General features: G+C 56.1%; 18 protein-coding genes. 4 read left to right on the top strand and 14 right to left on the bottom strand.

Annotated elements, in window-relative coordinates; translation table 11 throughout:
* Positions 1-119: 119 nt before the first annotated feature.
* From O9H32_RS23125 to O9H32_RS23105, 5 genes are all read right to left on the bottom strand, one after another.
* Positions 120-2,174, bottom strand: a complete 2,055-nt coding sequence (locus tag O9H32_RS23125; protein WP_269868483.1) for a peptidoglycan D,D-transpeptidase FtsI family protein — start codon at positions 2,172-2,174, stop codon at positions 120-122.
* Positions 2,175-2,176: 2 nt separating this feature from the next.
* On the bottom strand, positions 2,177-4,216 hold the full coding sequence (locus O9H32_RS23120) for a peptidoglycan D,D-transpeptidase FtsI family protein (protein WP_269868482.1): 2,040 nt from the start codon (positions 4,214-4,216) through the stop codon (positions 2,177-2,179).
* 21 nt (positions 4,217-4,237) lie between these two features.
* Positions 4,238-4,966: an HAD-IA family hydrolase gene (locus tag O9H32_RS23115; protein WP_269868481.1), complete on the bottom strand. Its 729-nt coding sequence runs from the start codon at positions 4,964-4,966 to the stop codon at positions 4,238-4,240.
* Positions 4,967-5,117: 151 nt separating this feature from the next.
* Positions 5,118-6,269 (bottom strand): transglutaminase-like domain-containing protein, encoded by a 1,152-nt coding sequence (locus tag O9H32_RS23110; protein WP_269868480.1) that lies wholly within the window; start codon positions 6,267-6,269, stop codon positions 5,118-5,120.
* Positions 6,270-6,352: 83 nt separating this feature from the next.
* Positions 6,353-6,787 carry a hypothetical protein gene (locus O9H32_RS23105; protein ID WP_269868479.1) on the bottom strand — a complete coding sequence of 145 codons (435 nt, stop codon included), beginning with the start codon at positions 6,785-6,787 and terminating at the stop codon, positions 6,353-6,355.
* A gap of 255 nt (positions 6,788-7,042) precedes the next feature.
* On the opposite strand from O9H32_RS23105, the gene O9H32_RS23100 reads away from it, so the two are divergent.
* The 3 genes from O9H32_RS23100 (at position 7,043) to O9H32_RS23090 (ending at position 10,914) form a co-directional block, all read left to right on the top strand.
* Positions 7,043-8,209: an MFS transporter gene (locus tag O9H32_RS23100; RefSeq protein ID WP_269868560.1), complete on the top strand. Its 1,167-nt coding sequence runs from the start codon at positions 7,043-7,045 to the stop codon at positions 8,207-8,209.
* A gap of 840 nt (positions 8,210-9,049) precedes the next feature.
* Entirely contained in the window at positions 9,050-10,171 is a 1,122-nt protein-coding gene (locus O9H32_RS23095) for an S-layer homology domain-containing protein (RefSeq protein ID WP_269868478.1), read from the top strand.
* A 383-nt stretch (positions 10,172-10,554) separates the two neighbouring features.
* Complete coding sequence (locus O9H32_RS23090) at positions 10,555-10,914, top strand: toprim domain-containing protein (protein ID WP_269868477.1); 360 nt, start codon at positions 10,555-10,557, stop codon at positions 10,912-10,914.
* Positions 10,915-10,928: 14 nt separating this feature from the next.
* On the opposite strand, the gene O9H32_RS23085 is transcribed toward O9H32_RS23090, so the two are convergent.
* The 9 genes from O9H32_RS23085 to ureA form a co-directional block, all read right to left on the bottom strand.
* Positions 10,929-11,855 (bottom strand): AEC family transporter, encoded by a 927-nt coding sequence (locus O9H32_RS23085; RefSeq protein WP_269868476.1) that lies wholly within the window; start codon positions 11,853-11,855, stop codon positions 10,929-10,931.
* 66 nt (positions 11,856-11,921) lie between these two features.
* Positions 11,922-12,527, bottom strand: coding sequence for an SCO family protein (locus O9H32_RS23080; RefSeq protein WP_269868475.1), 606 nt, complete (start codon positions 12,525-12,527; stop codon positions 11,922-11,924).
* 81 nt (positions 12,528-12,608) lie between these two features.
* On the bottom strand, positions 12,609-13,559 hold the full coding sequence (gene cyoE / locus O9H32_RS23075; protein ID WP_269868474.1) for a heme o synthase: 951 nt from the start codon (positions 13,557-13,559) through the stop codon (positions 12,609-12,611).
* A gap of 296 nt (positions 13,560-13,855) precedes the next feature.
* Positions 13,856-14,701, bottom strand: coding sequence for an urease accessory protein UreD (locus O9H32_RS23070; protein ID WP_269868473.1), 846 nt, complete (start codon positions 14,699-14,701; stop codon positions 13,856-13,858).
* Complete coding sequence (gene ureG, locus O9H32_RS23065; RefSeq protein WP_269868472.1) at positions 14,694-15,356, bottom strand: urease accessory protein UreG; 663 nt, start codon at positions 15,354-15,356, stop codon at positions 14,694-14,696. The genes O9H32_RS23070 and ureG overlap by 8 nt, the downstream gene beginning before the upstream one ends.
* 74 nt (positions 15,357-15,430) lie before the next feature.
* On the bottom strand, positions 15,431-16,132 hold the full coding sequence (locus O9H32_RS23060; RefSeq protein WP_269868471.1) for an urease accessory protein UreF: 702 nt from the start codon (positions 16,130-16,132) through the stop codon (positions 15,431-15,433).
* A gap of 61 nt (positions 16,133-16,193) precedes the next feature.
* Positions 16,194-17,921 (bottom strand): urease subunit alpha, encoded by a 1,728-nt coding sequence (gene ureC, locus O9H32_RS23055; protein ID WP_406627368.1) that lies wholly within the window; start codon positions 17,919-17,921, stop codon positions 16,194-16,196.
* Between the two features lie 9 nt (positions 17,922-17,930).
* The gene (locus tag O9H32_RS23050) at positions 17,931-18,296 is read right to left on the bottom strand and encodes an urease subunit beta (RefSeq protein WP_269868469.1); all 366 of its coding nucleotides are present in this window, start codon (positions 18,294-18,296) and stop codon (positions 17,931-17,933) included.
* Positions 18,297-18,373: 77 nt separating this feature from the next.
* Entirely contained in the window at positions 18,374-18,706 is a 333-nt protein-coding gene (ureA, locus tag O9H32_RS23045; protein WP_269868468.1) for an urease subunit gamma, read from the bottom strand.
* Positions 18,707-19,073: 367 nt separating this feature from the next.
* Between ureA and urtA the strand changes: the two genes are divergently transcribed.
* Positions 19,074-20,342, top strand: a complete 1,269-nt coding sequence (urtA, locus tag O9H32_RS23040; RefSeq protein WP_269868467.1) for an urea ABC transporter substrate-binding protein — start codon at positions 19,074-19,076, stop codon at positions 20,340-20,342.
* Positions 20,343-20,428 lie beyond the last annotated feature (86 nt).

Here is a 20,428-nt window from a genome sequence, read left to right as displayed (position 1 = left end):
ATGGGACAATATTTATTGCCCACCCGACTATATTTTTATTATACACAAATAAGTTTCCCTTATGCAACAATTAAATAAAAAAGAAAACCTCCCGCCAAGGGAGGTTCTGCAGTGGTCACCTATGGAGTTGTGACTGGTGTTTTCGGACCTTTGGGCTTGCCGTCCAGGCCGTAATATTGATCGTAAGCATCAAAGATCTTGCGGGCAATCGGTGCGGCACCGTAGGAACCGAAGCCCCCTTCGGGAACAACCACCGCGACGGCAAGCTTCGGATCCTCGATCGGTGCGAAAGCAATGAACACCGCGTTATCGATTTCCTTGCCGCCGGCCACGCGCTGGGTTGACGTACCGGTTTTGCGGGCGAGTGTATAAGGGAAGTCGTCGAAGCCTTGCACGCCAACCTTAGCCATCCCTCGAATCACCGCATCCCAGTACGTTTTGGGGAACTCCGTTTTGTCCAGCACGACCTTTTCGTTGAATTCCTTGATGAGCTGCCCTTCATACGTCTCGATCCGGTCCACGAGCAGGGGCTGCAGCCGCTCCCCCCGGGTTGCGAGTGTGGTCGCATATTGAGCCAGCTGCAGTGTCGTATACTTCTCGTTCTGTCCCCAGGACGCGAAGACCATACGCTGCTGGACGGATTCCTTGGTATTGCTCTCGAATTCGCTGAGTCCCGCATACTCCCTAGGGAGCCCGCTGCCGGTTGTAACACCCAGGCCGAATTTGGCCAAGTAATCTTTCCAGATCGTTACGGCCTCCGTACCTTTTCTGCGGTGCAGCTCATGTCCGATCATCGCCGACATGAAGGTGTTGGAAGAGTGCCAGATGGCATCCGTGGCATTAATCGGGCCCCAAGCCGCGCCGTCCGAGTTGGTCAGCTTAGCATTATTATCTTTCCCGTACGTAAAGACGCCTGTATCACGATACACGGTATTGGTTGTAAACAAGCCTTCATTCAATCCGATCAGCACGGAAAGCGGCTTGACGACCGATCCCATGTAAACGATCGACGTCGGATGGTATTTCAGCTTGTCTTCGGGGTAGTCCGGATAAGCGGTCGTGATCGTGCCATTATTGATCTTCGATTGAATTTCGGCATACTTTTCGTTCGAGATCGGTCCTGACCAGACCTTCGGATCATAGTCCGGCATACTCGCCATCGTCACAACTTTGCCCGTCTTCACCTCGATGGCGACTGCGTAGCCTGCAACCGCATTCGAGCCTTTGGCGGCATACCGGTTGGACCTGCCCGGCCCCTGCAGCCACGCCAAACGTTCGGTAATCGCCTTCTCGGTGGCAAGCTGCACATTCCTGTCTATGGTCAGGTACAGATTGTTTCCCTTCGTAGGCGGGGTGACGTCCACCTTGCCGATAATTTTGTGGGCAGCGTTCACGGGATACGTCTTCAGCCCGTTCTTCCCCCGCAGCTCCTCCTGGTACATATACTCGATCCCATCATATCCCACATACTCGGTATCGAGATAACCTTTGGTCTTCGTTTTGTCTTTGTACAAGTCCAGGTTCAAGTTAGAGGCCCGCGCCCTGGAGAACTGCCGCATATAGCCGAGAAGCTGGACAGCCGGCGTGTTGTCGTAGTCGTACTGCCGGATGCTCTCTTCCATAATCTCCAGCCACTTGAGTTCGTCGCGATGCTCCATCAGATAGGCGATCTCATTCTTATCCAGATCGGTCTTCAGCCGCCGCGGTACGGAATAATAACTCGGTGCGTCATTATTCTTCACCATATCAAGACCGTAGCCTACATCCATCTCGGCGATGATCTCTTCGGCGGTAGGCTGCTTCTCATCTTTGCGTCCATAGGTCGCGAAGATTCTCTCCAGTTCCCGGGCGAGCGCCACGACCGCATCCTTCGGCTGGTTCTGCTCAATGCGGAAGTACAGCGACTGGGTCGATGTCGTATAAGCGAGCGGCACCTTCTGCCGGTCATAGATATTCCCGCGGATCGGGGCGATCGGCGTATTCGCCTTATTGATTTCGTCCTTCTCGGCTTTCAGTTCTTTCCCCTCGACGAATTGGAGCATCGCAAGGCGCACGATCAGGACGGAGAACAGGAAGAAGGTGAAGAAGAAGAACAGGTTGATTCGTATGGTAAAATGACGTCGTTTCTGCGTTTCCTGTTTCGTCGGATCTTCCATCTCGATCGGCTTTTTCATCCTTACTGCGGCTCCTCTCCTGCAGGGGCTTTCGGCGTGCCATGAAGCCCTATGCGTTCATTGTAAGCATCAAAAATCTTCCTGGCAATAGGTGCGGCTCCGTACGCCCCGTAGCCGCCTTCCGGCACCACAACCGCCACGGCAAGCTTCGGCTTCTCCGCCGGCGCGTAAGCGATGAACACGGCATTCTCCAGGCTCTTGCCGGCCACCGACATCTGGGAGGTTCCCGTCTTCGCGGCTACGGTATAATCCGCTTCGCTGCCCTCGAAGCCGGTCTTCGACACTTTGAGCATGCCCTCTCGAATAACATTCCAATACGTATCGGGGAATGTCTCCTGGCTGAGGACTACCGGCTGCATCTCTTTGACCACCTGCTTGTTGTCGTACGTGACGATGCGGTCCACGAAGAGGGGCTTCAACCGCTTGCCCTTATTCGCGAGCATCGCCGTATACTGGGCCAGCTGCAGCGCCGTGTAGCGACCCTGCTGACCGAAGGAAGCCTGCACCAGCGCGGCCTGCATACTGGCCTCCTTTACGGTATCGTAATAATAGATGTCGCCCGGACTCTCGCCCGGGAGATCGCTCTCCGTCTTGACTCCGAGACCGAACATCTTCATATACTTATCCCAAGTATCCAAAGGGCTGCCGCCCCGGTTATAGAGCCGCTCCCCGACCATCGCCGCCATGAAGGTATTTGAGGATACTTCCAGCGCGCGGGAGGCGTTGATATAGCCGTTCGCTTTGAACCCCGAGTTATTCACCCGGCTCTTGTCTTTCCCGTAGATATAGGATCCGGTGTCATTGTAGGTCTCATACGGACCGAACAGCTTCTCGTTCATGCCGAGCAGCACGGTCAGCGGTTTGATGGTCGACCCCAGGGGCACGAGGGACGGCGGATGCTTGCTGATCTCGCTCTCGGGCACATCGGCGCACCGATCCCGGATCGCCCCGTTGAGATACCGGCAGCGGATCTCGCTCCACTCCGAGCCGGATACGCCCCCGTGCCATATATTGGGATCGTAGTCCGGCATGGACGCCATGGCCATCACCTTGCCCGTGTCCACTTCCATCGCAACGGCATAGCCTGCCACCGCTTCCCTCCCTTGGGCCAGCACCGAGCCGCCGGGAGCCCTCTTCATCGCGGCCAGGTGCTCCGTTACCGCATCCTCGGCGGCCTGCTGCACCTCACGGTCCATGGAGAGGATCAGATTGTTGCCTTTGACCGGCGGAGTCAGCGTATAAGGCCCCGTAATCTTCTGGGCTGCGTTGATCGGATACGATTTGGTTCCGTTCTGGCCCCGGAGTTCTTCCTGATACAGATACTCCAGTCCGTCATAACCTACATATTCATCGCCCAGGTACTCTTCCTTCTTCGCCTGGTAAGAACTCAGGTAGGAGTTCTGGACATTGACCGCGGCAGAGAAGGGGCGCAGATAACCGATGAGCTGGACGGCCAGATTGCGCTCGTCGTACACCCTTGCGCTCTCTTCCGTGACCTCGAGCCACTTCAGCTCATCCCGGTGCTCCAGCAGGTACGCGATTTCCTGCGGAGTCAGATCGGACTTGATCCGGCGCGGCATGTAGGAGTACCCGTTGATGTGGGTCTCCTTCTTATTGATATCAAACCCGACATCCATCCGCTCCACAATCTCGGCGGCCGTCAGCGGCTTGTCGTTCTTGATTCCGTAATCCGCGAAGACCTTCTCCAGGCTCGTCGCCAGCGAGATAATCTCATCCATCCGATCCCCGAGATCCCCCTCCGTGATGCGGAAGAAGAGCGACTGCGTGGAGACCGTATAAGCCATAGGGGCCCCGTTGCGGTCGAAGATATTCCCGCGGATCGGCGGGATCGGCGTCGAGCTCTCCGTAAATTCGGTCTCCGCCTGCTTGAGCTCCGCTCCTTGAACAAACTGCAGCTTGGCCAGACGGACGACCAATATCGCGAAGAGCACGAACACAGCAAAAAACAGCACATTCATCCGCATGCGCTTCGTATCCCATGAGCGCTTGCCGGGTTCCTTGGATTGTAAGGACGTATTCATAAGTACGAGACCTCTTGTTTTCTAATGATATGACATTGTCAGCAGTTCACGCAGCGAACGGATGCCTTCCCCGGTATGATAATCATAGCGGAGAATCTTGACGGCATCGATGCCGACCTGGCCCGGCGCCCACACGTCGTTGACCTCGTGATCCCCCACATAGAGTACATCCGAGGGATGCAGGCCCGCTTCTTTCAGCGCGAGCGTGAAGATGGCAGGATCGGGCTTCTCCAGGCCCGCGAGCGTGGATACCACGACCGGGTCGAAATAATGCAGGATCCCCTTGCTCTCCAGAATAGAGGGGAGGGTCGGTGCGAAATTCGAAATGATGCCTAGCCTAAAGCCCCGGCTCTCCAGCGACTGGAGCACTTCCTGCACATCCTCGAACAGGGAGTAGTGCTCGGGCGAAGTGAAGAGATCATAGAGCTCATGACAGCAGGCGTGCACCTGCTCCGTTGTCCACTTCTGCTCTTCCACGCCGAGATGCTCCAGAATATACCGGTACAGCTTCATCCAGAACTGCCGGTCGGATTCAGGCGTGCATTCCTCGAACGCATCGACGGCCTTGCCATAATAGAATAGACGAAACGCCTCCGTAAAAAGTTCTCCGATCCTTGCCTCGCCGGGGTGAAAATCGCGCGCAGCTAAAAACCGTCCCATGATGACCTGGGCCGCCGGGATGGTCAGCAGCGTATCCCCCACATCAAAGAACACGGCTTCATATTCTTCCAATCTTTTGATTCTGCCCAACTTGCATGCACCCGACCTTTCCACTGCCTTTCAGTGTACCACAAAATAATCCACGATAAAAAAACCGGAGGAAGCCGTTACGGCTCCTTCCAGGCCCTTGCCGCTGCACCGGTTTTATACACCGGCTTGAACCGATGCTGACACATGCGAGCTATACATCTTTGATGTGCGTCTCCTGGAAATTCGGCGGGTTGAACCAGTCCCCCCCGGAAGCCACCCAGGTGGAATCCAGCGGCACCCACTGCCTCTCCTGCGGCAGGTAGACCTCGTTCCAGGCATGAGGCCCGTAGCCGCCTCTTCCGTCATAGCCGAGGCCGGTGACGACCTTCACCTCCAGCCCCGCCGAACGGGCCATGACCGCGTATAGCCGGGAGAAGTCGATACAGACGCCCTGCCTCGAGGCGAAGGTGTCTTCCGGCGTCTGCTCTTTCCAGATTCGCTTCTCCTCGTAGAGACGGACCTTCTCCCAGTCGTATTTTACCCGCGTCCCGACCCATCGGTACAGCAGTCTCGCTTTTTCTTCCTCATCCTTGCCTTTGGCCGTAATTTCTTGGGCGGCCTCGGCTATATTGCCCGGGATATGCGCGTCTACGACCTCGTATTTGCGCTGCAGAATATCCGCGAACTCCTGCTCGACCTGACGGGTGAATACCGGCAGCCTCTGCTCGATGAAGTCTCCCGTGACGGGACGGATCACTTCCGTCGCGCCCTTCTGGTACAGCTGCGACGAACCGATATAAGACGACAATGGCGTCTGGGGCAGCAGGGTCGTCAGAATGAACAGCAGCGCGATCATGATCAGGCTTCGGCCCGCACCCGTCACGCCGCCGATCACACCGCCGACGAGCGAACTGAGGAAAGAAGGCGCCTTCCGTTCGCGCTCCGTAGCCGCCGCAGGCTCCGCCAGCCAGCCGTTCACGAACGGATCGATCAACCGGTAGAGCAGCTGCTTGATGAGGCCGTAGCCGATAACGAACAAGATCGCGAACCGCAGCAGCGAAAAGTCCCGCAGCCCCGTCACCGCCGTATAATACGCCTGCTTCCAGAACCCGAGCTCATCCGTAGGAATGGATAAGCCCAGTGACACCAGCCGCTGCTGGATCTGCGGCGAAGCCCACTCCGCAAGCTGCCAAGAGAGGAAGAGACCCAGCAGGGTCGCCGCTCCTTCCGTCACCATGAGTGCGAGCCGTTTGGCCGAGGAGGAGGCTCCGCGCAGCAGCCCCTGCAGGACCGAAATGCCGAAGATCAACGCGATCAGAAGCGTGACCATATTCAACTGGCTTACATACTGCCACACGTGCATACTACACCCCTTCCTGCCGCCCTCCCGGCATCCGGATCTGCTGCGAATTCTGCAGCAAGCGCCTCTCTAGGCTGCGACTCGCTTCAGCCTGACGTCCCGACCTTGGCGCCTTCGATAAACCGCTTCAATACGTCGTCCACTTTCAGCGTGAACGTTTGATTCATGAATGTCACCTGCACGTCGCTCGCCCCGGGCTTGCCGTCGAGCCGGATGCTCTTCGTCTTCACGGTGAAAGTCCCGTCGGGGTTCTGCGTATACTTCGCTTCCTTGGCTTCCTCGGTTACCGTCTTGTAAGCTTGGTTCTTGACGTCGGCAGCCACTTTGGAACCGATGGCAGATCCGTATTCGAGCAGCTGGTCCTTATAGCTCGCTCCATAGAAGTAGACCGCCGCCACAACGGCCAGGATGATAACCCATTTGATGACGGTTTTTACCAATTTGATGACTAGGAACAGTATGACCAGCGCCCCGGCAATCACATACCACCGCTGCGCCAAAAACTCCGTTACGAATTCCACGATCCTTCTCTCTCCCTTATCTCCATCTCTTTCCTGTCCTGCTTTCTATGCCTACTCATCATACAACAGCCGTGAGGGTCTCTTCATTACTTTTTTTTGGAAAAGACCTGGGAGGCTTTCTGCCTCTTTACCTACTTAAACGCAGGGAAGCGCGTACGGTTTCGGCCCCTCCAAATCCCTGTACTATCCGCAGCAGCCCCTACGTAAGATGGATAAGGACTCCTAACGGACAACCAATGATGCGAGGTGATTCAGGTGAAAACGGCCGTATGGCTCTATTTGTTCATGTTCGTCGCGATCTTCGATCTTCATGCCCAATACCCGATTCTGTCCCCGTTCGCCATCTCGCTCGGCGCGGCGCCCTCCTTTATCGGGATGATCCTCGGCGTCTACTCGATTACTCATATCCCGGGCAACCTGCTTGCCGGGTACGGGGTCGACAAATACGGAAGCAAGCCTTTCATCGTATTCAGCCTCATCGTAGCAGGCCTCGTGCTGCTTGCCCAGTCCAAAGTGAGCGACCCCTGGGATCTGCTCGCGGTCCGTTCCATCAGCGGATTCGTGCTCGCGTTCCTCTCGCCCGCCTGCCTGTCGCTGCTTGCCAAGATCGCTACCGACCGTGTGCAGCAGGGCAAGCTCATGGCCGGCAACGGCATGGTGCATACGATCGCTTCCGTGCTCAGCCCGGCGGCCGGCGCTTATCTTGTCGCCCAATTCGGATTTGAGCGCTCCTTCACCTTCTTGGGCTGGGGGCTCATCGCAACCGGCATCCTGGCATGGATCGGCGTCCGGGAGAGCCAGTACAAGAAGGCCGCGGCCGACCTCTACGCTTCCTCGCTGCCGCACGGCGGAGGCCCCGATGCACTGGGAGACGCATCCGGCGAGGCCCGGCCCATTCCCTGGTTGTTCTTCACGGTCCCCTTGTCCATCTCGTGCTCGCAGGGCATTCTGTTCTTCGAACTGCCGCTTATGAAAGAGACCCATGGCTCGATCCTCACCTCCGGCGTTTTTTTCTCCCTCGTCAGCCTGGGTGCGCTGGTTACGCTGAGCATGCTGTTCCTCAGCCGGGTCGCGCCTCTGCTACGGGTGTCCTTCGGCAGCCTGGCGCTCGCCTTCATCTTCTTCGGCATGTCGGTCCGGTGGCCACTGCCCATGTATGCCTCTTTGATCTTGATCGGTATGGCCAAGGGGGTCATCTTCCCGGCCATCGCCTCGCTGCTCGCCGCCTCCACGAAGTCCGCAAGGTATGGCAGGGTGTTCTCCCTGCTCTCGATCTCCTATTCCATCGGCGCCTTCATCGGGCCCATGCTCGCCGGACAGCTGCGGTCGCACGTCTCGTCCTACTTCCTGGCGTTCCTATGCCTCATGTTCGCTTTATCGCTGCTTCCACTGCGCCGCTCCCGAGATCCGATCCGCGTGTAGGTTCTCGATGAGCCATTCAAGGCTGTTCCTTTACGGACGGCCTTTTTGGCGTCCGCCTCTCTTCCGAGTAGGGTACTCTCCCCCTATTTATGGAGGACTATGGAAAAATTTTTGCACGGAGCTGCAACCTTTCAATTCGTGGGAACGTTTGGTAACCGAGGATGTTTCGTACTGGACGGGCTTGGGTAATACCCCTAAGACTGCCTCGATTACGCAGTGCAAAACATGGCAGGACGGACATAAAATGGCGTGTCCAGTCGAAGTCATCTAACAAAGAATTTTATGGATAAGAAGGAGGTGAGAATGCATTTGTCCAGGAAATTTGTTCAACGTACCAACGATTCAACTTCATTATTTGTAAACCAGAATAGGAGTGAAACCCGAATGAAGCCTGCTGTTCTTCAAAAGACAGCGCAAGTCACTGTTCTTATGCTGATCATCTCCGTATTGCTGCCTGTGCTCGCTTTTGGTGCGGGATTCAGTGGAGAGCCGACTTACAGAGATACTACGGTTACAGGTCAAGTTTATCTTGATGTGTATAAAGAGGGTGTATATCCATCTGTATATGCTTATACACCCGGCGGACAAAAATTGGATGTAACTAAAGTTACATATGCTAGCCGTAACGTATCCAATATTACGTACTTCGATTTCACTGTAACTGCAGGAACATACGATTATGTAAATCTGCAGTTCATTGATCCATCGGATGTCTCGAAATCCGTATATAAGGCCGTATATCGTAGCACTGACTACGTCGGCGGCGGATGGGGTCCCGGAGGTGGAGGAGGCGGCAGCACGTCCGGAGCGGGCGAAATCTCCGCTAACTCCGACGGTTCCGTGAATGCCGACCAGCTCAAAAGCTCGCTGAACCAGTATGATACGGTAACGATCAACATTACAGGCGAATTCGCGCTGATCCCTGCGAAGGCACTTGTGGGCTTCACTTCGAGCAACAAAAAGGTCATCGTCAAGAGCACGAACGGCTCTTACGTGCTGCCGGTTAAAGTTCTCGACCTCAAAGGCCTGGCTTCCCAGCTGTCCGTCACGACGGATGAGCTGAATGTGAAAGTTACGGTTGCCAAAGCAAGCCAAGCGATCGCTGACAGCGTAGCCGCTTCGGCTAAAGCGCTCGGCGGCGAGGTTGTTTCCGGCGCAGTTGACTTCAACGTGGCAGGCGTAGGCAAAAACAACGCTACGGCTCCAGTCAACCTCGGCAGCAACTATGTTTCCCGTTACATTCCGCTGTCCGCTTCCGTGGATGCGTCTTCGACAACGGGTGTCCTGATCGACACGGCAACGAACAAGCTGTCCTTCGTACCAACGGTATTCAGCTCGACGTATGCCGACCTGAAACGCAACGGCAACAGCGTGTACGCGGTGATCAAGCTCGACAAGAGCTTCGGCGACATCAGCGGACACTGGGCACAGAACAACATTGAGCTGCTGGCTAACAAGCTGGTTGTCGACGGTGTAACCGATACGACATTCGAACCGGAGCGCAGCATCACGCGCGCTGAATTCGCGGCACTCGTCGTTCGTTCCCTGGGTCTCCAAACGATGACAGGAAGCTCTTCCTTCAGCGATGTGAAATCCGGCGACTGGTTCTCCGGTACGGTGAACTCCGCCGTATACGCTAAGATTATCGATGGCTACGAAGACGGTACTTTCCGCCCGAACGCAACCATCAACCGCGAAGAACTCGCAGCTATGGTTGTCCGTGCGCTGAACTACGCAGGTGCGAAGCCTGCCGTGACAGCTTCCGAGCAATCCACACTGCTGGCGAAATTCTCCGACTCCGATGAAATCGTATGGGCCGAAGCGGAAGTGGCCACAGCTATCAAATCCGGTATTGTCGACGGTCTGACCGACGACACGCTGGGTGCCCGCGACACGGCAACCCGTGCTCAAGCGGCTACGATGCTGAAGCGTCTTCTGACGACAGCAAAGTTCATCAACTAGTACTTCGATACAATTTATGCAGCTCTCAAGCAAAAGACCTGACACTCGTGCACTCGTGTCAGGTCTTTTGCTTTTAAATATATAAGAATTTATATCTCGCCAGGGCTTCGATCCTGTCATCTTATATACTTTATAAACGCGCATCGTCCTTAAAGGACGGCGTAGCCGTTTGTCTTGTAGGGTCGATCGTAGTAGAGCCTCCCCCTCCTTCCCGGGTGAACTGGCCGTTTGACCGCCTCTTTCCTTCTGCCTGGGAGGAGGCCTGACAAACTTCCGCTATTCGACATTTCTTGGGAAATCCATTCTTACTGGATTGGGCATGGGTCCCCATCCAGGTTATACTACGGAGAGAGGCCAACTTGTCACGAAATGAGGAATCTCCCATGTCCATTGCTCTGATCGTAGAAGGAAAAAACGACAAAAGCAGGCTGCGGCGGCTGCTTACCGATGATATTCTCATTCTCTGCACCTACGGTTCCTTGAATACCCAGAGGCTCGAAGAGCTCAAGAAGAAAGTGGAGGACCGCGAGGTGTTTCTCTTTACGGATAATGATGCTTCAGGCAAAAAAATACGCGGCATTCTGCGCGATGCCTTCCCGGATGCGGAGCAAATCTATACGCGCCGCGGCTACGCTGGAGTGGAAGGAACGCCTGACGAATACCTGATCCAACAGCTCGAAAAGGCCGGCTTGGAAGAATACATCGTGTATCCTCCTCTGCTGCCGACCTTCGAGAAATTTTAGCGCACCGAACTAACCTAAGGAATAAACTTCATAAGATAGATGACAAGCGTCACGGTGAAAATACTGAAGATGGTGGAGGAAAACACGACCTGTGAGGAGAACTCCGGCTCGTTGTCGTACTCCACTGCAATCAGTACCGAGCTAAGGGAGGTCGGGACGGCGCAAGAAAGCACCAAGGCTTGCGCCATCACTCCCTCGATTCCCAGCAGCAGCACCACCAGGAAGCCCACGGCAGGACCGATGCAGAGGCGCAAGAGATTGGACAGCATGACATCCGAGAAGTTCAGCTGCCACTTCATGCTGCCGAGCTGGACGCCCAAGGTGACCAGCGCCGTAGCAATGAAGGCATCCGACACGTAGTTAATCGGCGCATAGATCGGCCCCGGTACAGGAATATCGAATCCTTTCATGAAGAATGCGACAGGAATGATATAGATAACAGGCAGCGTGAGTATCGTTCGGAACGTTTGTTTCATATCGTTCTTCTTCGAGGCATTCACCGCATAGATCCCATAAGTGTTCGGCAGCAGGCTCTGCATCATCATGATGATAATCTGAATCGACAGCGTGAACGCATCGCCTACGAATACAAGCTGGTTCAGCGGAATCGCATAGTTGGCGCTGTTGTAGAAGATGACGCTGTTGCGCATGGCCGGCACCATTCCCCCTTGGTAGCCGCGGACGCGAATGACCAATGCCATGACAAGATACATCGCGGCGAAATACACGCCGAAGAACAGCAGCGTCTGCCCCAGCAAGTTCAACGAGAGCTGCGACTCGTACAGCATCTTGAACACGAGCGCCGGGGAGAAGAGATAGAAGTTCAATTTGGACAAAGTCTTGATATCGAGCTTGAAGGCCCGGTAGAGCATGACGCCCACGGCAATCATGATCGTCAGTGGGATCACATTATGGAGCAGAATATGGACAAGATAGGTCATGGGCAGGGCCTCCGGTTCGAACGCAGAATGGCTCTCCGTGTGCGGTACGCCCGCCGCCGGATGAATCTAGTCTTTGGAGATTTGGATCAAATCCTTGGCTACCTGCTCAATGTCCAGGTCCTCGGCATCCCCTTTGTAATACGTACGAATCTGTCCCTTGGCATCCACGAGCAGCCACAGATTCGAGTGCGTGAACGTACCGTCCTTCGGGTTCTTCACCACGAGCACCTCGTACTGCTTCGCCAGATCGATGACATACTTCTCCTCGCCCCGCAGGAAGTACCATCCTTTGTAGTCCGGATGGAATCGGTCCGCGAATTCCTTCAGCCTCTCCCGTGTATCTTTGGCCGGATCGAACGAGATGGACATGATCGCCGTCTTGGTACCGAATACCCCCTTCTCCTTCAGCACATCCTGCACTTTGGAGAGATTATAGGTGGTTGGGGGACACACGTCCGGGCAGGTCGAATAGAAGAAATACACCAATCTGGCCTTGCCCTGCGTCCCCGACAGCGTCACTTCCTGGCCGTCGAGATTCTCCAGCTTGAAATCGGCTGCCGGTTTGATGACATCGATCTGCTTCTCCTTCCCCTTCACCAGCATGTACCCCAGTGTACCGATCAGCCCCAGCAGCAAAATAATGATAACCGTACGAAATGCGTTGCTCTGCATGTGCTCTCTTCCCTTCGCTCAAAAAATAAATCCCAGGCGCAGGCCATGGGATCCTAATTCATACAGGTATGATGATTCTCTTTAGCCGAGCGGTCCGCCCTTCGTGCACACGATCATGATGATGAAGAGCAGCATCAAGTAGTTGACCGAGTAGATGAACATCTTCTTCGCCCAGAGCACTTCTTCTTCCCCGTCGAGTTTGTAGCCCTTCAAACAAAGGAATGCCCAGTAAAGCCCCATACCCGCCGCGGCTAAGAAATAATAAATATTCACGTACTCATACACATAGAGCAGCATGGAAACCGGAACGAGCAGCACGATATAGCGGATCATGCTCATCTTCGTAATATAAGTTCCCTTAACGACCGGCAGCAGCGGGAAGCCCGCGGCACGGTACTCCTCCATCCGCCGGATGCCCAGCGCCCAGAAGTGGGGCGGCTGCCACAAGAACATGATCCCGAACAGAATCCATGCTCCGGCATCGAGTTCAGGCGTCACGGCGCAATAGCCGATCATCGGCGGTACGGCTCCGGAGAAACTTCCCATGAAAGTGCTCCAGACCGAAGTCCGCTTGAACCAGGCCGTGTAAATCCATACGTAGAGGAACAGTCCGATCAGACCGAGCAGTGCCGAGATCGGATTCGCGCCGAACCACAGCGTAGCCAATCCGAGCACACCCAAGAGGAATCCATACCAGAGCACGGTCTGCGGAGAGATCGTGCCGGTTACCAGCGCCCGCTTCTTCGTCCGCTCCATCTTGTTGTCCATATCGCGGTCCAAGTAATTATTAAGCACACAGCCGGAAGCCATGACCAATGCGGTTCCAAGCAGTGCGAATATCATCGTGACCCAATTGATGTTCCAAGCCGAAGCGACCCAGAACCCGCCGAACGCCGTCATGGAGTTGGAAAACAGGATGCCGGGCTTGGCCAATTGAACGAAATCCCTCCAGCTGGCAGACGTCCCCGCCGCCGGATCCGCCGCTGCGGCCGCCGTCTCGACACCCAGTTCGAGGCTTGCTTGTTCCTTCAATTCGTGTTACCTCCTTGTGTGAAGCTTCTATAACCAGACAAACCTATCGTAGCATGCATCAGTTCTTTGCTAAACGAATCCCCTTAATAATATCAACCAGGGGGACGTTTGACAACAAAGGAGGGGGGGAGTTCAAAATATTGTCGATATGTCGCCCCCAACTTATGAACGCTTTGCAACAAGTTGCCTTGCGGGGCTTGAGATCAATCAATCCATGCCGGGAGAACGGAACGGCAAAAAGCCGGAATCCGAAGATCCCGGCAGTGGTCTACTGCGTGAACGTTACGTTGTGCCGGCTACTTCGGAACCCGAAGGGGCTCCAGCCCGAAGATTTCACTTCGGAGAAAACCCCAAACATCCTCCAGCAGCTCCTGGATTTCGTATACCCGCAGACCGAGCACCTGCACCGCCAGACCGTGCTTATAGGTCATCGAGCTGCCAAAGTATAGCTGTGGGAAGGCGGCATACCGCTCTTCCATTCGGGTACGCAGTGCTTGCGCATGCTCGGTGCGGATCCGGTCCGAGAAGAGATACAAGCTGCCCGCATGCGTATAGGTATCCCAGCGGGAGACAGACCGCGGATCGGACCTGCCCGGCTCTACCTTCTGCCGTCCGCTGAAGATGAGCTCATCCTCGTACGACACCGTAAGCCTATTGGCGTAGCGCTCGTAGTGAAAAGTCTCGCCCCGATGGCTCCGCCCCGGACAAACGATATCGCTGAGGAATAACGAGGAGCCGCTCTTCATCTCGATGGAGGTGACAGCATCCAGTACCGCATCCGCATAGAGCATCAGCGGCTCCGGCATATACTCCACGTAGCTGTCCGGGCCCAGCACCAAGCTCTGCCGCTGTGCGCTCGGATGCCAAGGCTGATCCTCCCCTCTGCGGGAAGGATGCACCTTGGTGTAGGACTGGTTCGTGATATAAGCGCGCGTGCCTTCCCGGAATCGCCACTGCAGATCGTAGCGGTCCCCGGCCATGATCCCCGGGGAAGCATCCATCACATACACGCCCAGGGACTGGCCCGGGAACGGAAACGTCTTGGCGATCTTCAGCGGGTACGACTGGGAATGGGACTGCAGCTGTGTGGCTCCGCCGGTCCGCGTGAGAGCCGCCGCGATGGAGCCGGTGACCCTAGGCATGGCTGTATTCGTGTTCCACCCAGCTTACGATGTCATCCAAGCCTTGGCCGTTGAAGAGGTTGGAGAAGACGAACGGCTTGCTCCCTCTCATCTTCACCGTATCCTCTTCCATCACTTGGAGAGAAGCGCCTACATGCGGAGCCAAGTCGATCTTGTTGATAATGAGCATATCGGAACGCATAATGCCGGGACCGCCCTTGCGCGGGATCTTCTCGCCTTGAGCGACGTCGATGATATAGATGAAGCGGTCCACAAGCTCCGGACTGAAAGCGGCAGCCAGATTATCTCCTCCGCTCTCGATGAAGATGATGTCCAGATGGGAGAAGCGGCCTTCGAGCTCCTCGATCGCCTCGAAGTTCATCGAAGCGTCTTCACGGATGGCCGTATGGGGACAGCCTCCGGTCTCCACGCCGATAATCCGGTCGGCCGCCAGCGCTTCGGACCGAATCAGAATATTCGCGTCTTCCTTCGTATAGATATCGTTCGTAATGACAGCGATGCTGTACTTGCTGCCGAGTCTGCGCGCCAGCCGCTCGACCAGAGCGGTCTTCCCCGATCCGACCGGCCCGCCGATCCCGATGCGCATCGGCCGCTCCTGCCGGCGGCCCTCCGGTGTTTCCCATCCGTGATGATGATGATTGCTGCCTTGGCACATAGTCAAGCCCTCCTTAGGGTTACATTAGTAGTGGACAAATCAGGGAAAGAATCCTCCCCTGTACCGCTGCCTCTTCAGGACATAAACAACCGGGAATACAACCCTTCGTGCCGCATCATTCCGATTTCGGCCTGCGGACTGCTCCCATAGCCGTCCTCCAACGGATCCAGCGCTGCCGCCGTCTTCCACGATGACTCAATCAAAGGAAGAAGGGAGGCCAGCAGCCGCTGGCCTTCCGTCTGTCCGAGCGACATCAGCCGCAGCCCGCTGTTAATGCAGGTCATCGTGCAGGTATACAGGTACCCCTCCGCAGCCCTATCCAGCGGGACACCAAGCTCACGTGAGATCCAGCCGTGGATCAGGGGATGGGTGCCGATGCATTCTTTGCGGGCGATCGCTCCGGCCAAGGGCTCCCAGCCCAGGTCCGGGTACACCGACTTCGCAAGCTGGTAGAGCCTCCGCCCCATTTTGGCGACGCCTTCCCGCGTTTCGCTGGCCGCCCGCTGCACATGCTGGGTACGGTCGACCAGCCAGAGATCCTCCCACCGCCGCTCGGCTCCGTACAAGTATACGGCCTTGACGGCCAACGCATCGACAGGCGCCCAGCTGTGGAAGAGCATCTCTTCAATATAACGCCTGAGCTGCTCCGGCTTCTCCAGCCGCCCTTCCTGTACCAAGGTCTCCAGTCCGAACGAGTGCGAGAATCCGCCGATCGGCAGTGCCGAATCCAGAAGCTGCGTATAGGCCAGCCACGAGAAGCCCTCGAAGTGCTGCATACCCCGCGCCCCTTTCCATGGTGTTATGTACGAATTCAGCAGCTCTGCCCATGGCCTCTCCTTAGAATAAGAAGTAACGCTGCGCCATCGGCAGCACGCTGACCGGGTCGCATGTCACGGCCTTCCCGTCCACCTTGACTTCATACGTGTCGGGATTCACCTCAATCTTCGGCGTCTCCCCGTTATGGATCATATCCTTCTTCGTTACGCTGCGGCAGTTTTTCACCGGCTCGATACGCTTCTGCAGACCGAGCTCGCGGTGTACGCCCTTATCGTAAGCGGCCTGCGATACGAAGGTGATGCAGTGGTTCAGCGCGCGGCCGAAGGCGCCGAACATCGGACGCCCGAAGACCGGCTGCGGCGTCGGAATCGAAGCATTCGGATCGCCCATCTGGGCGAAGGCGATCATGCCGCCCTTCACCACCATGTCGGGCTTCACGCCGAAGAAGGCGGGCGTCCACACGACAAGATCGGCGAGCTTGCCTGTTTCTACGGAACCGACCAAATGGGAGATGCCATGGGTGATCGCCGGATTGATCGTGTACTTCGCCACATAGCGTTTGATGCGGAAGTTGTCATTCTCCTCTTGTGGGTCCGGGGCCGCCCCCTCATCCGGTGTAGGCAGATGTCCGCGCTGTTGCTTCATCTTATCCGCTGTCTGCCAGGTGCGGGTGATGACCTCTCCCACCCTTCCCATCGCCTGGGAATCGGAGGAGATCATCGAGAAGACGCCCATATCGTGCAGAATGTCTTCCGCTGCGATCGTCTCAGGCCGGATCCGGGAGTCGGCGAACGCGACGTCTTCGGGAATCCGGCTGTCGAGATGGTGGCATACCATGAGCATGTCAAGGTGTTCTTCGACCGTATTCACCGTATAAGGACGGGTAGGGTTCGTGGAGGAGGGAAGCACGTTCAGCTCCGAGGCGATCCGGATAATATCCGGCGCATGCCCTCCCCCTGCCCCTTCCGTATGATAGGTATGAATCGTACGACCGCCGATCGCCCGGACCGTATCCTCCACGAAGCCCGACTCGTTCAGCGTATCCGTATGGATCGCGACCTGAACGTCATACCGGTCGGCTACACCGAGACACGTGTCGATGGCTGCCGGCGTCGTCCCCCAGTCCTCGTGAAGCTTCAGGCCGATGGCTCCCGCCTCCACCTGCTCGGCGAGGGGCTCAGGGAACGAGGCATTCCCTTTGCCGGTAAAGCCGAGATTCATCGGGAACGCCTCTGCCGCTTCGAGCATCCGGTACATGTGCCAAGCCCCCGGGGTGCAGGTCGTAGCGCTTGTGCCGGCCGCGGGTCCCGTGCCGCCGCCAATCATGGTCGTCACACCGGAAGAGAGCGCCGTTTCGATCTGCTGCGGACATATATAATGAATGTGCGTGTCGATCCCGCCCGCCGTAATGATCTTCCCCTCACCCGCAATGACTTCCGTCGAAGCTCCGACGATCATATTCGGATCCACTCCGTCCATGATATCCGGGTTGCCCGCTTTGCCAATCCCGATGATGAGGCCATCCTTGATGCCGATATCCGCCTTGACAATGCCGCTGTGATCAATGATCAACGCGTTCGTAATCAAGGTGTCGAGCACGCCCTGATCCCGCGTATGGCGGCTCGATTGCCCCATTCCGTCCCGGATGACTTTGCCGCCGCCGAATTTGCACTCGTCCCCGTAGACGGTGCGGTCCTCCTCAACCACCGCCCACAATTCCGTATCCGCCAGCCGCACGGCATCCCCTGTCGTCGGCCCGAAGGTTAGAGCGTAGGCATTACGGTCCATATGCGCCAATTACATGCCCTCCTCCCATTCGGTCAACCGAATCCGGACCGGTCCGCTCAGCTGTCCCCGGCGCACGCTGCCTCTGGAGAGATGGTTCAAGCCGTACGACAACCGGTCTCCCCCCAGCTCCACCAGCTTCACTGGCTTCTCCTCACCGGGCTCGAAGCGGACGGCGGTACCGGCCGGAATATCCAGACGCATGCCGAAGGCGGCCTCACGGTCAAACTGCAGGGCGCGGTTCACTTCAAAGAAATGGTAGTGCGAGCCCACCTGAACGGGACGGTCTCCCGTATTGACAATGATAAGATCCGCTTTCTCCTTGCCGGCGTTGAGTTCAATACTGCCAGTCCGTACGCGGTATTCCCCTGGAATCATAAACTTCCCGCTCCCTTCCCTGTGCCGGATTCACCCGGACATGTAGTAATGTCATCTATGCTTACATATATTGCTTACTAAGGATTCTCGCTGCCGGCTGCGGCTTGCGCACGAATCGGCTGATGCACAGTGACGAGCTTCGTACCGTCCGGGAATGTCGCCTCCACCTGCACCTCGTGGATCATCTCCGGCACACCCTCCATGACTTGGTCTGAGGTCAGCACGGTGGTACCATACTGCATCAAATGGGCTACGGTGAGGCCGTCCCGGGCTCCTTCCATAATCTCCGATGTAATCAGCGCCACGCTCTCCGGATAGTTCAGCTTGACGCCGCGGGCCAGCCGCCGCCTTGCAAGATCGGCCGCTACCGTAATCAACAGCTTTTCCTTCTCCCTTTCTGTCAGGTACATGTCAGGCCTCCATCCTATCCTTCGATTAATCAACCGTTTGCTCTTAAACCCGAATATTCATGTTTTCTTATCTCTATTATATTCGCCATTCCAACCTCTGTAAACCTTTTATGTAATTTTAAATTACATGAAAAAGATAAGATAATCCGCTTTTCCCCCGAATTTTGGAAATATATCAGGCATATATAACACCATGACGGATCAAAAAGAACAAATTCCAAAAGATAAACATTTTATGTTAACTATATTGACACACAAATATCATTCCCCTATAGTAGGGCATGTGAGTTGCTTCAGCTTCCTGGCTTTTCCATCCTGGATATGAGGATTCACGGTGAACTACCAACATTATGGGGGAGTGGAATCAATGAAACCTAGAACAAGAGGACTCACCGCACTACTGGCCGTCAGCTTGTCGCTGTCCGCGTTGCTGGCCGGCTGCGCCGCCAAGCCGACAGCCACCTCCGGTTCCGGCACAACCGCTGAACCGAAGTCCGGGACTGCGGCATCCGGCGGCGACACCGTCCCGGTGGGCGTTCTTCACTCCCTGACCGGAACCATGTCCATCAGCGAAGTATCGGTACGGGATGCGACCCTGATGGCGATCGAAGAGATCAACAAGGCGGGCGGCGTGCTCGGCAAGCAGATCAAGCCGATCGTCGAAGACGGCGCCTCCGATTGGCCGACCTTTGCGGAGAAAACGAAGAAGCTCCTCCAGAAGGACAAAGCCGTCGTGATCTTCGGCGGATGGACATCGGCGAGCCGCAAAGCGGTACTGCCGGTTATCGAGCAGAACAAGGGGCTGTTCTTCTACCCTGTACAATATGAAGGCCTCGAAGCCTCTCCGAACATCTTCTATACCGGCGCGACCACCAACCAGCAGATCGTACCTGCGGTCTCCTGGCTGCTCGAGAACAAGGGCAAGAAGTTCTTCCTCCTCGGCTCCGACTATGTCTTCCCTAGAACGGCCAACAAGATTATCAAGGAACAGCTGAAGGCGGAGGGCGGAACGCTGATTGCAGAAGAATATACGCCGCTTGGCCATACGGATTACAATACGATCATTTCGAAAATCAAGAAGGAAAAGCCTGATGTCGTCTTCAATACCCTGAACGGAGACAGCAACGTGGCCTTCTTCAAACAGCTGAAGGACGCAGGCATCTCCTCCAAGGATCTCACCACCCTGTCCGTCTCGGTCGCCGAGGAGGAAATCCGCGGGATCGGCGCCTCCGTCCTCGAAGGACACTATGCCGCATGGAACTACTTCCAGACGACCGATACGCCGGAGAACAAGAAGTTCGTCGAAGCCTATAAAGCGAAATACGGCAAGGACCGCGTAACCGATGATCCGATCGAAGCCGGCTACTTCGGCGTCTATCTGTGGGCGGAAGCGGTGAAGAAGGCGGGCTCCTTCGAAGTCGACAAGGTAAAGGAAGCGGCCAAGGGCATCGAATGGAATGCCCCCGGCGGCAAGGTCAAGATCGACGGCGACAACCAGCACGTCTACAAAACCGTAAGAATCGGCGAAGTCCAGGCGGACGGACAGTTCAAGGAAGTATGGAACTCCGGGGAACCGAAGAAGCCGGACCCCTTCCTGAAGAGCTACCCGTGGGGCGCCAAAGTGACCAAGAAGTAGGGGGAACGCAAGGAACCATGTGACAAGCGACAACGACCTCGGAACCTCAGACAGAAACATAAAAAGGGGCTGCCTTCGGGCAGTCC

Origin of the sequence: Paenibacillus caseinilyticus (genome assembly GCF_027533645.1) — a bacterium.
Classification (GTDB): domain Bacteria; phylum Bacillota; class Bacilli; order Paenibacillales; family NBRC-103111; genus Paenibacillus_G; species Paenibacillus_G caseinilyticus.
Note: the sequence above shows the minus strand (reverse complement) of the source record. Positions and strands in the feature narration are given on the sequence as shown.

Coding starts and splice junctions, on each gene's coding strand:
- O9H32_RS23125 (WP_269868483.1), bottom strand. CDS start 2,174: ATGAAAAAGCCGATCGAGATGGAAGATCCGACGAAACAGGAAACGCAG.
- O9H32_RS23120 (WP_269868482.1), bottom strand. CDS start 4,216: ATGAATACGTCCTTACAATCCAAGGAACCCGGCAAGCGCTCATGGGAT.
- O9H32_RS23110 (WP_269868480.1), bottom strand. CDS start 6,269: ATGCACGTGTGGCAGTATGTAAGCCAGTTGAATATGGTCACGCTTCTG.
- O9H32_RS23090 (WP_269868477.1), top strand. CDS start 10,555: ATGTCCATTGCTCTGATCGTAGAAGGAAAAAACGACAAAAGCAGGCTG.
- O9H32_RS23085 (WP_269868476.1), bottom strand. CDS start 11,855: ATGACCTATCTTGTCCATATTCTGCTCCATAATGTGATCCCACTGACG.
- O9H32_RS23080 (WP_269868475.1), bottom strand. CDS start 12,527: ATGCAGAGCAACGCATTTCGTACGGTTATCATTATTTTGCTGCTGGGG.
- O9H32_RS23070 (WP_269868473.1), bottom strand. CDS start 14,701: ATGCCTAGGGTCACCGGCTCCATCGCGGCGGCTCTCACGCGGACCGGC.
- ureG (WP_269868472.1), bottom strand. CDS start 15,356: ATGTGCCAAGGCAGCAATCATCATCATCACGGATGGGAAACACCGGAG.
- O9H32_RS23060 (WP_269868471.1), bottom strand. CDS start 16,132: ATGCAGCACTTCGAGGGCTTCTCGTGGCTGGCCTATACGCAGCTTCTG.
- ureC (WP_406627368.1), bottom strand. CDS start 17,921: ATGGACCGTAATGCCTACGCTCTAACCTTCGGGCCGACGACAGGGGAT.
- O9H32_RS23050 (WP_269868469.1), bottom strand. CDS start 18,296: ATGATTCCAGGGGAATACCGCGTACGGACTGGCAGTATTGAACTCAAC.
- ureA (WP_269868468.1), bottom strand. CDS start 18,706: ATGTACCTGACAGAAAGGGAGAAGGAAAAGCTGTTGATTACGGTAGCG.
- urtA (WP_269868467.1), top strand. CDS start 19,074: ATGAAACCTAGAACAAGAGGACTCACCGCACTACTGGCCGTCAGCTTG.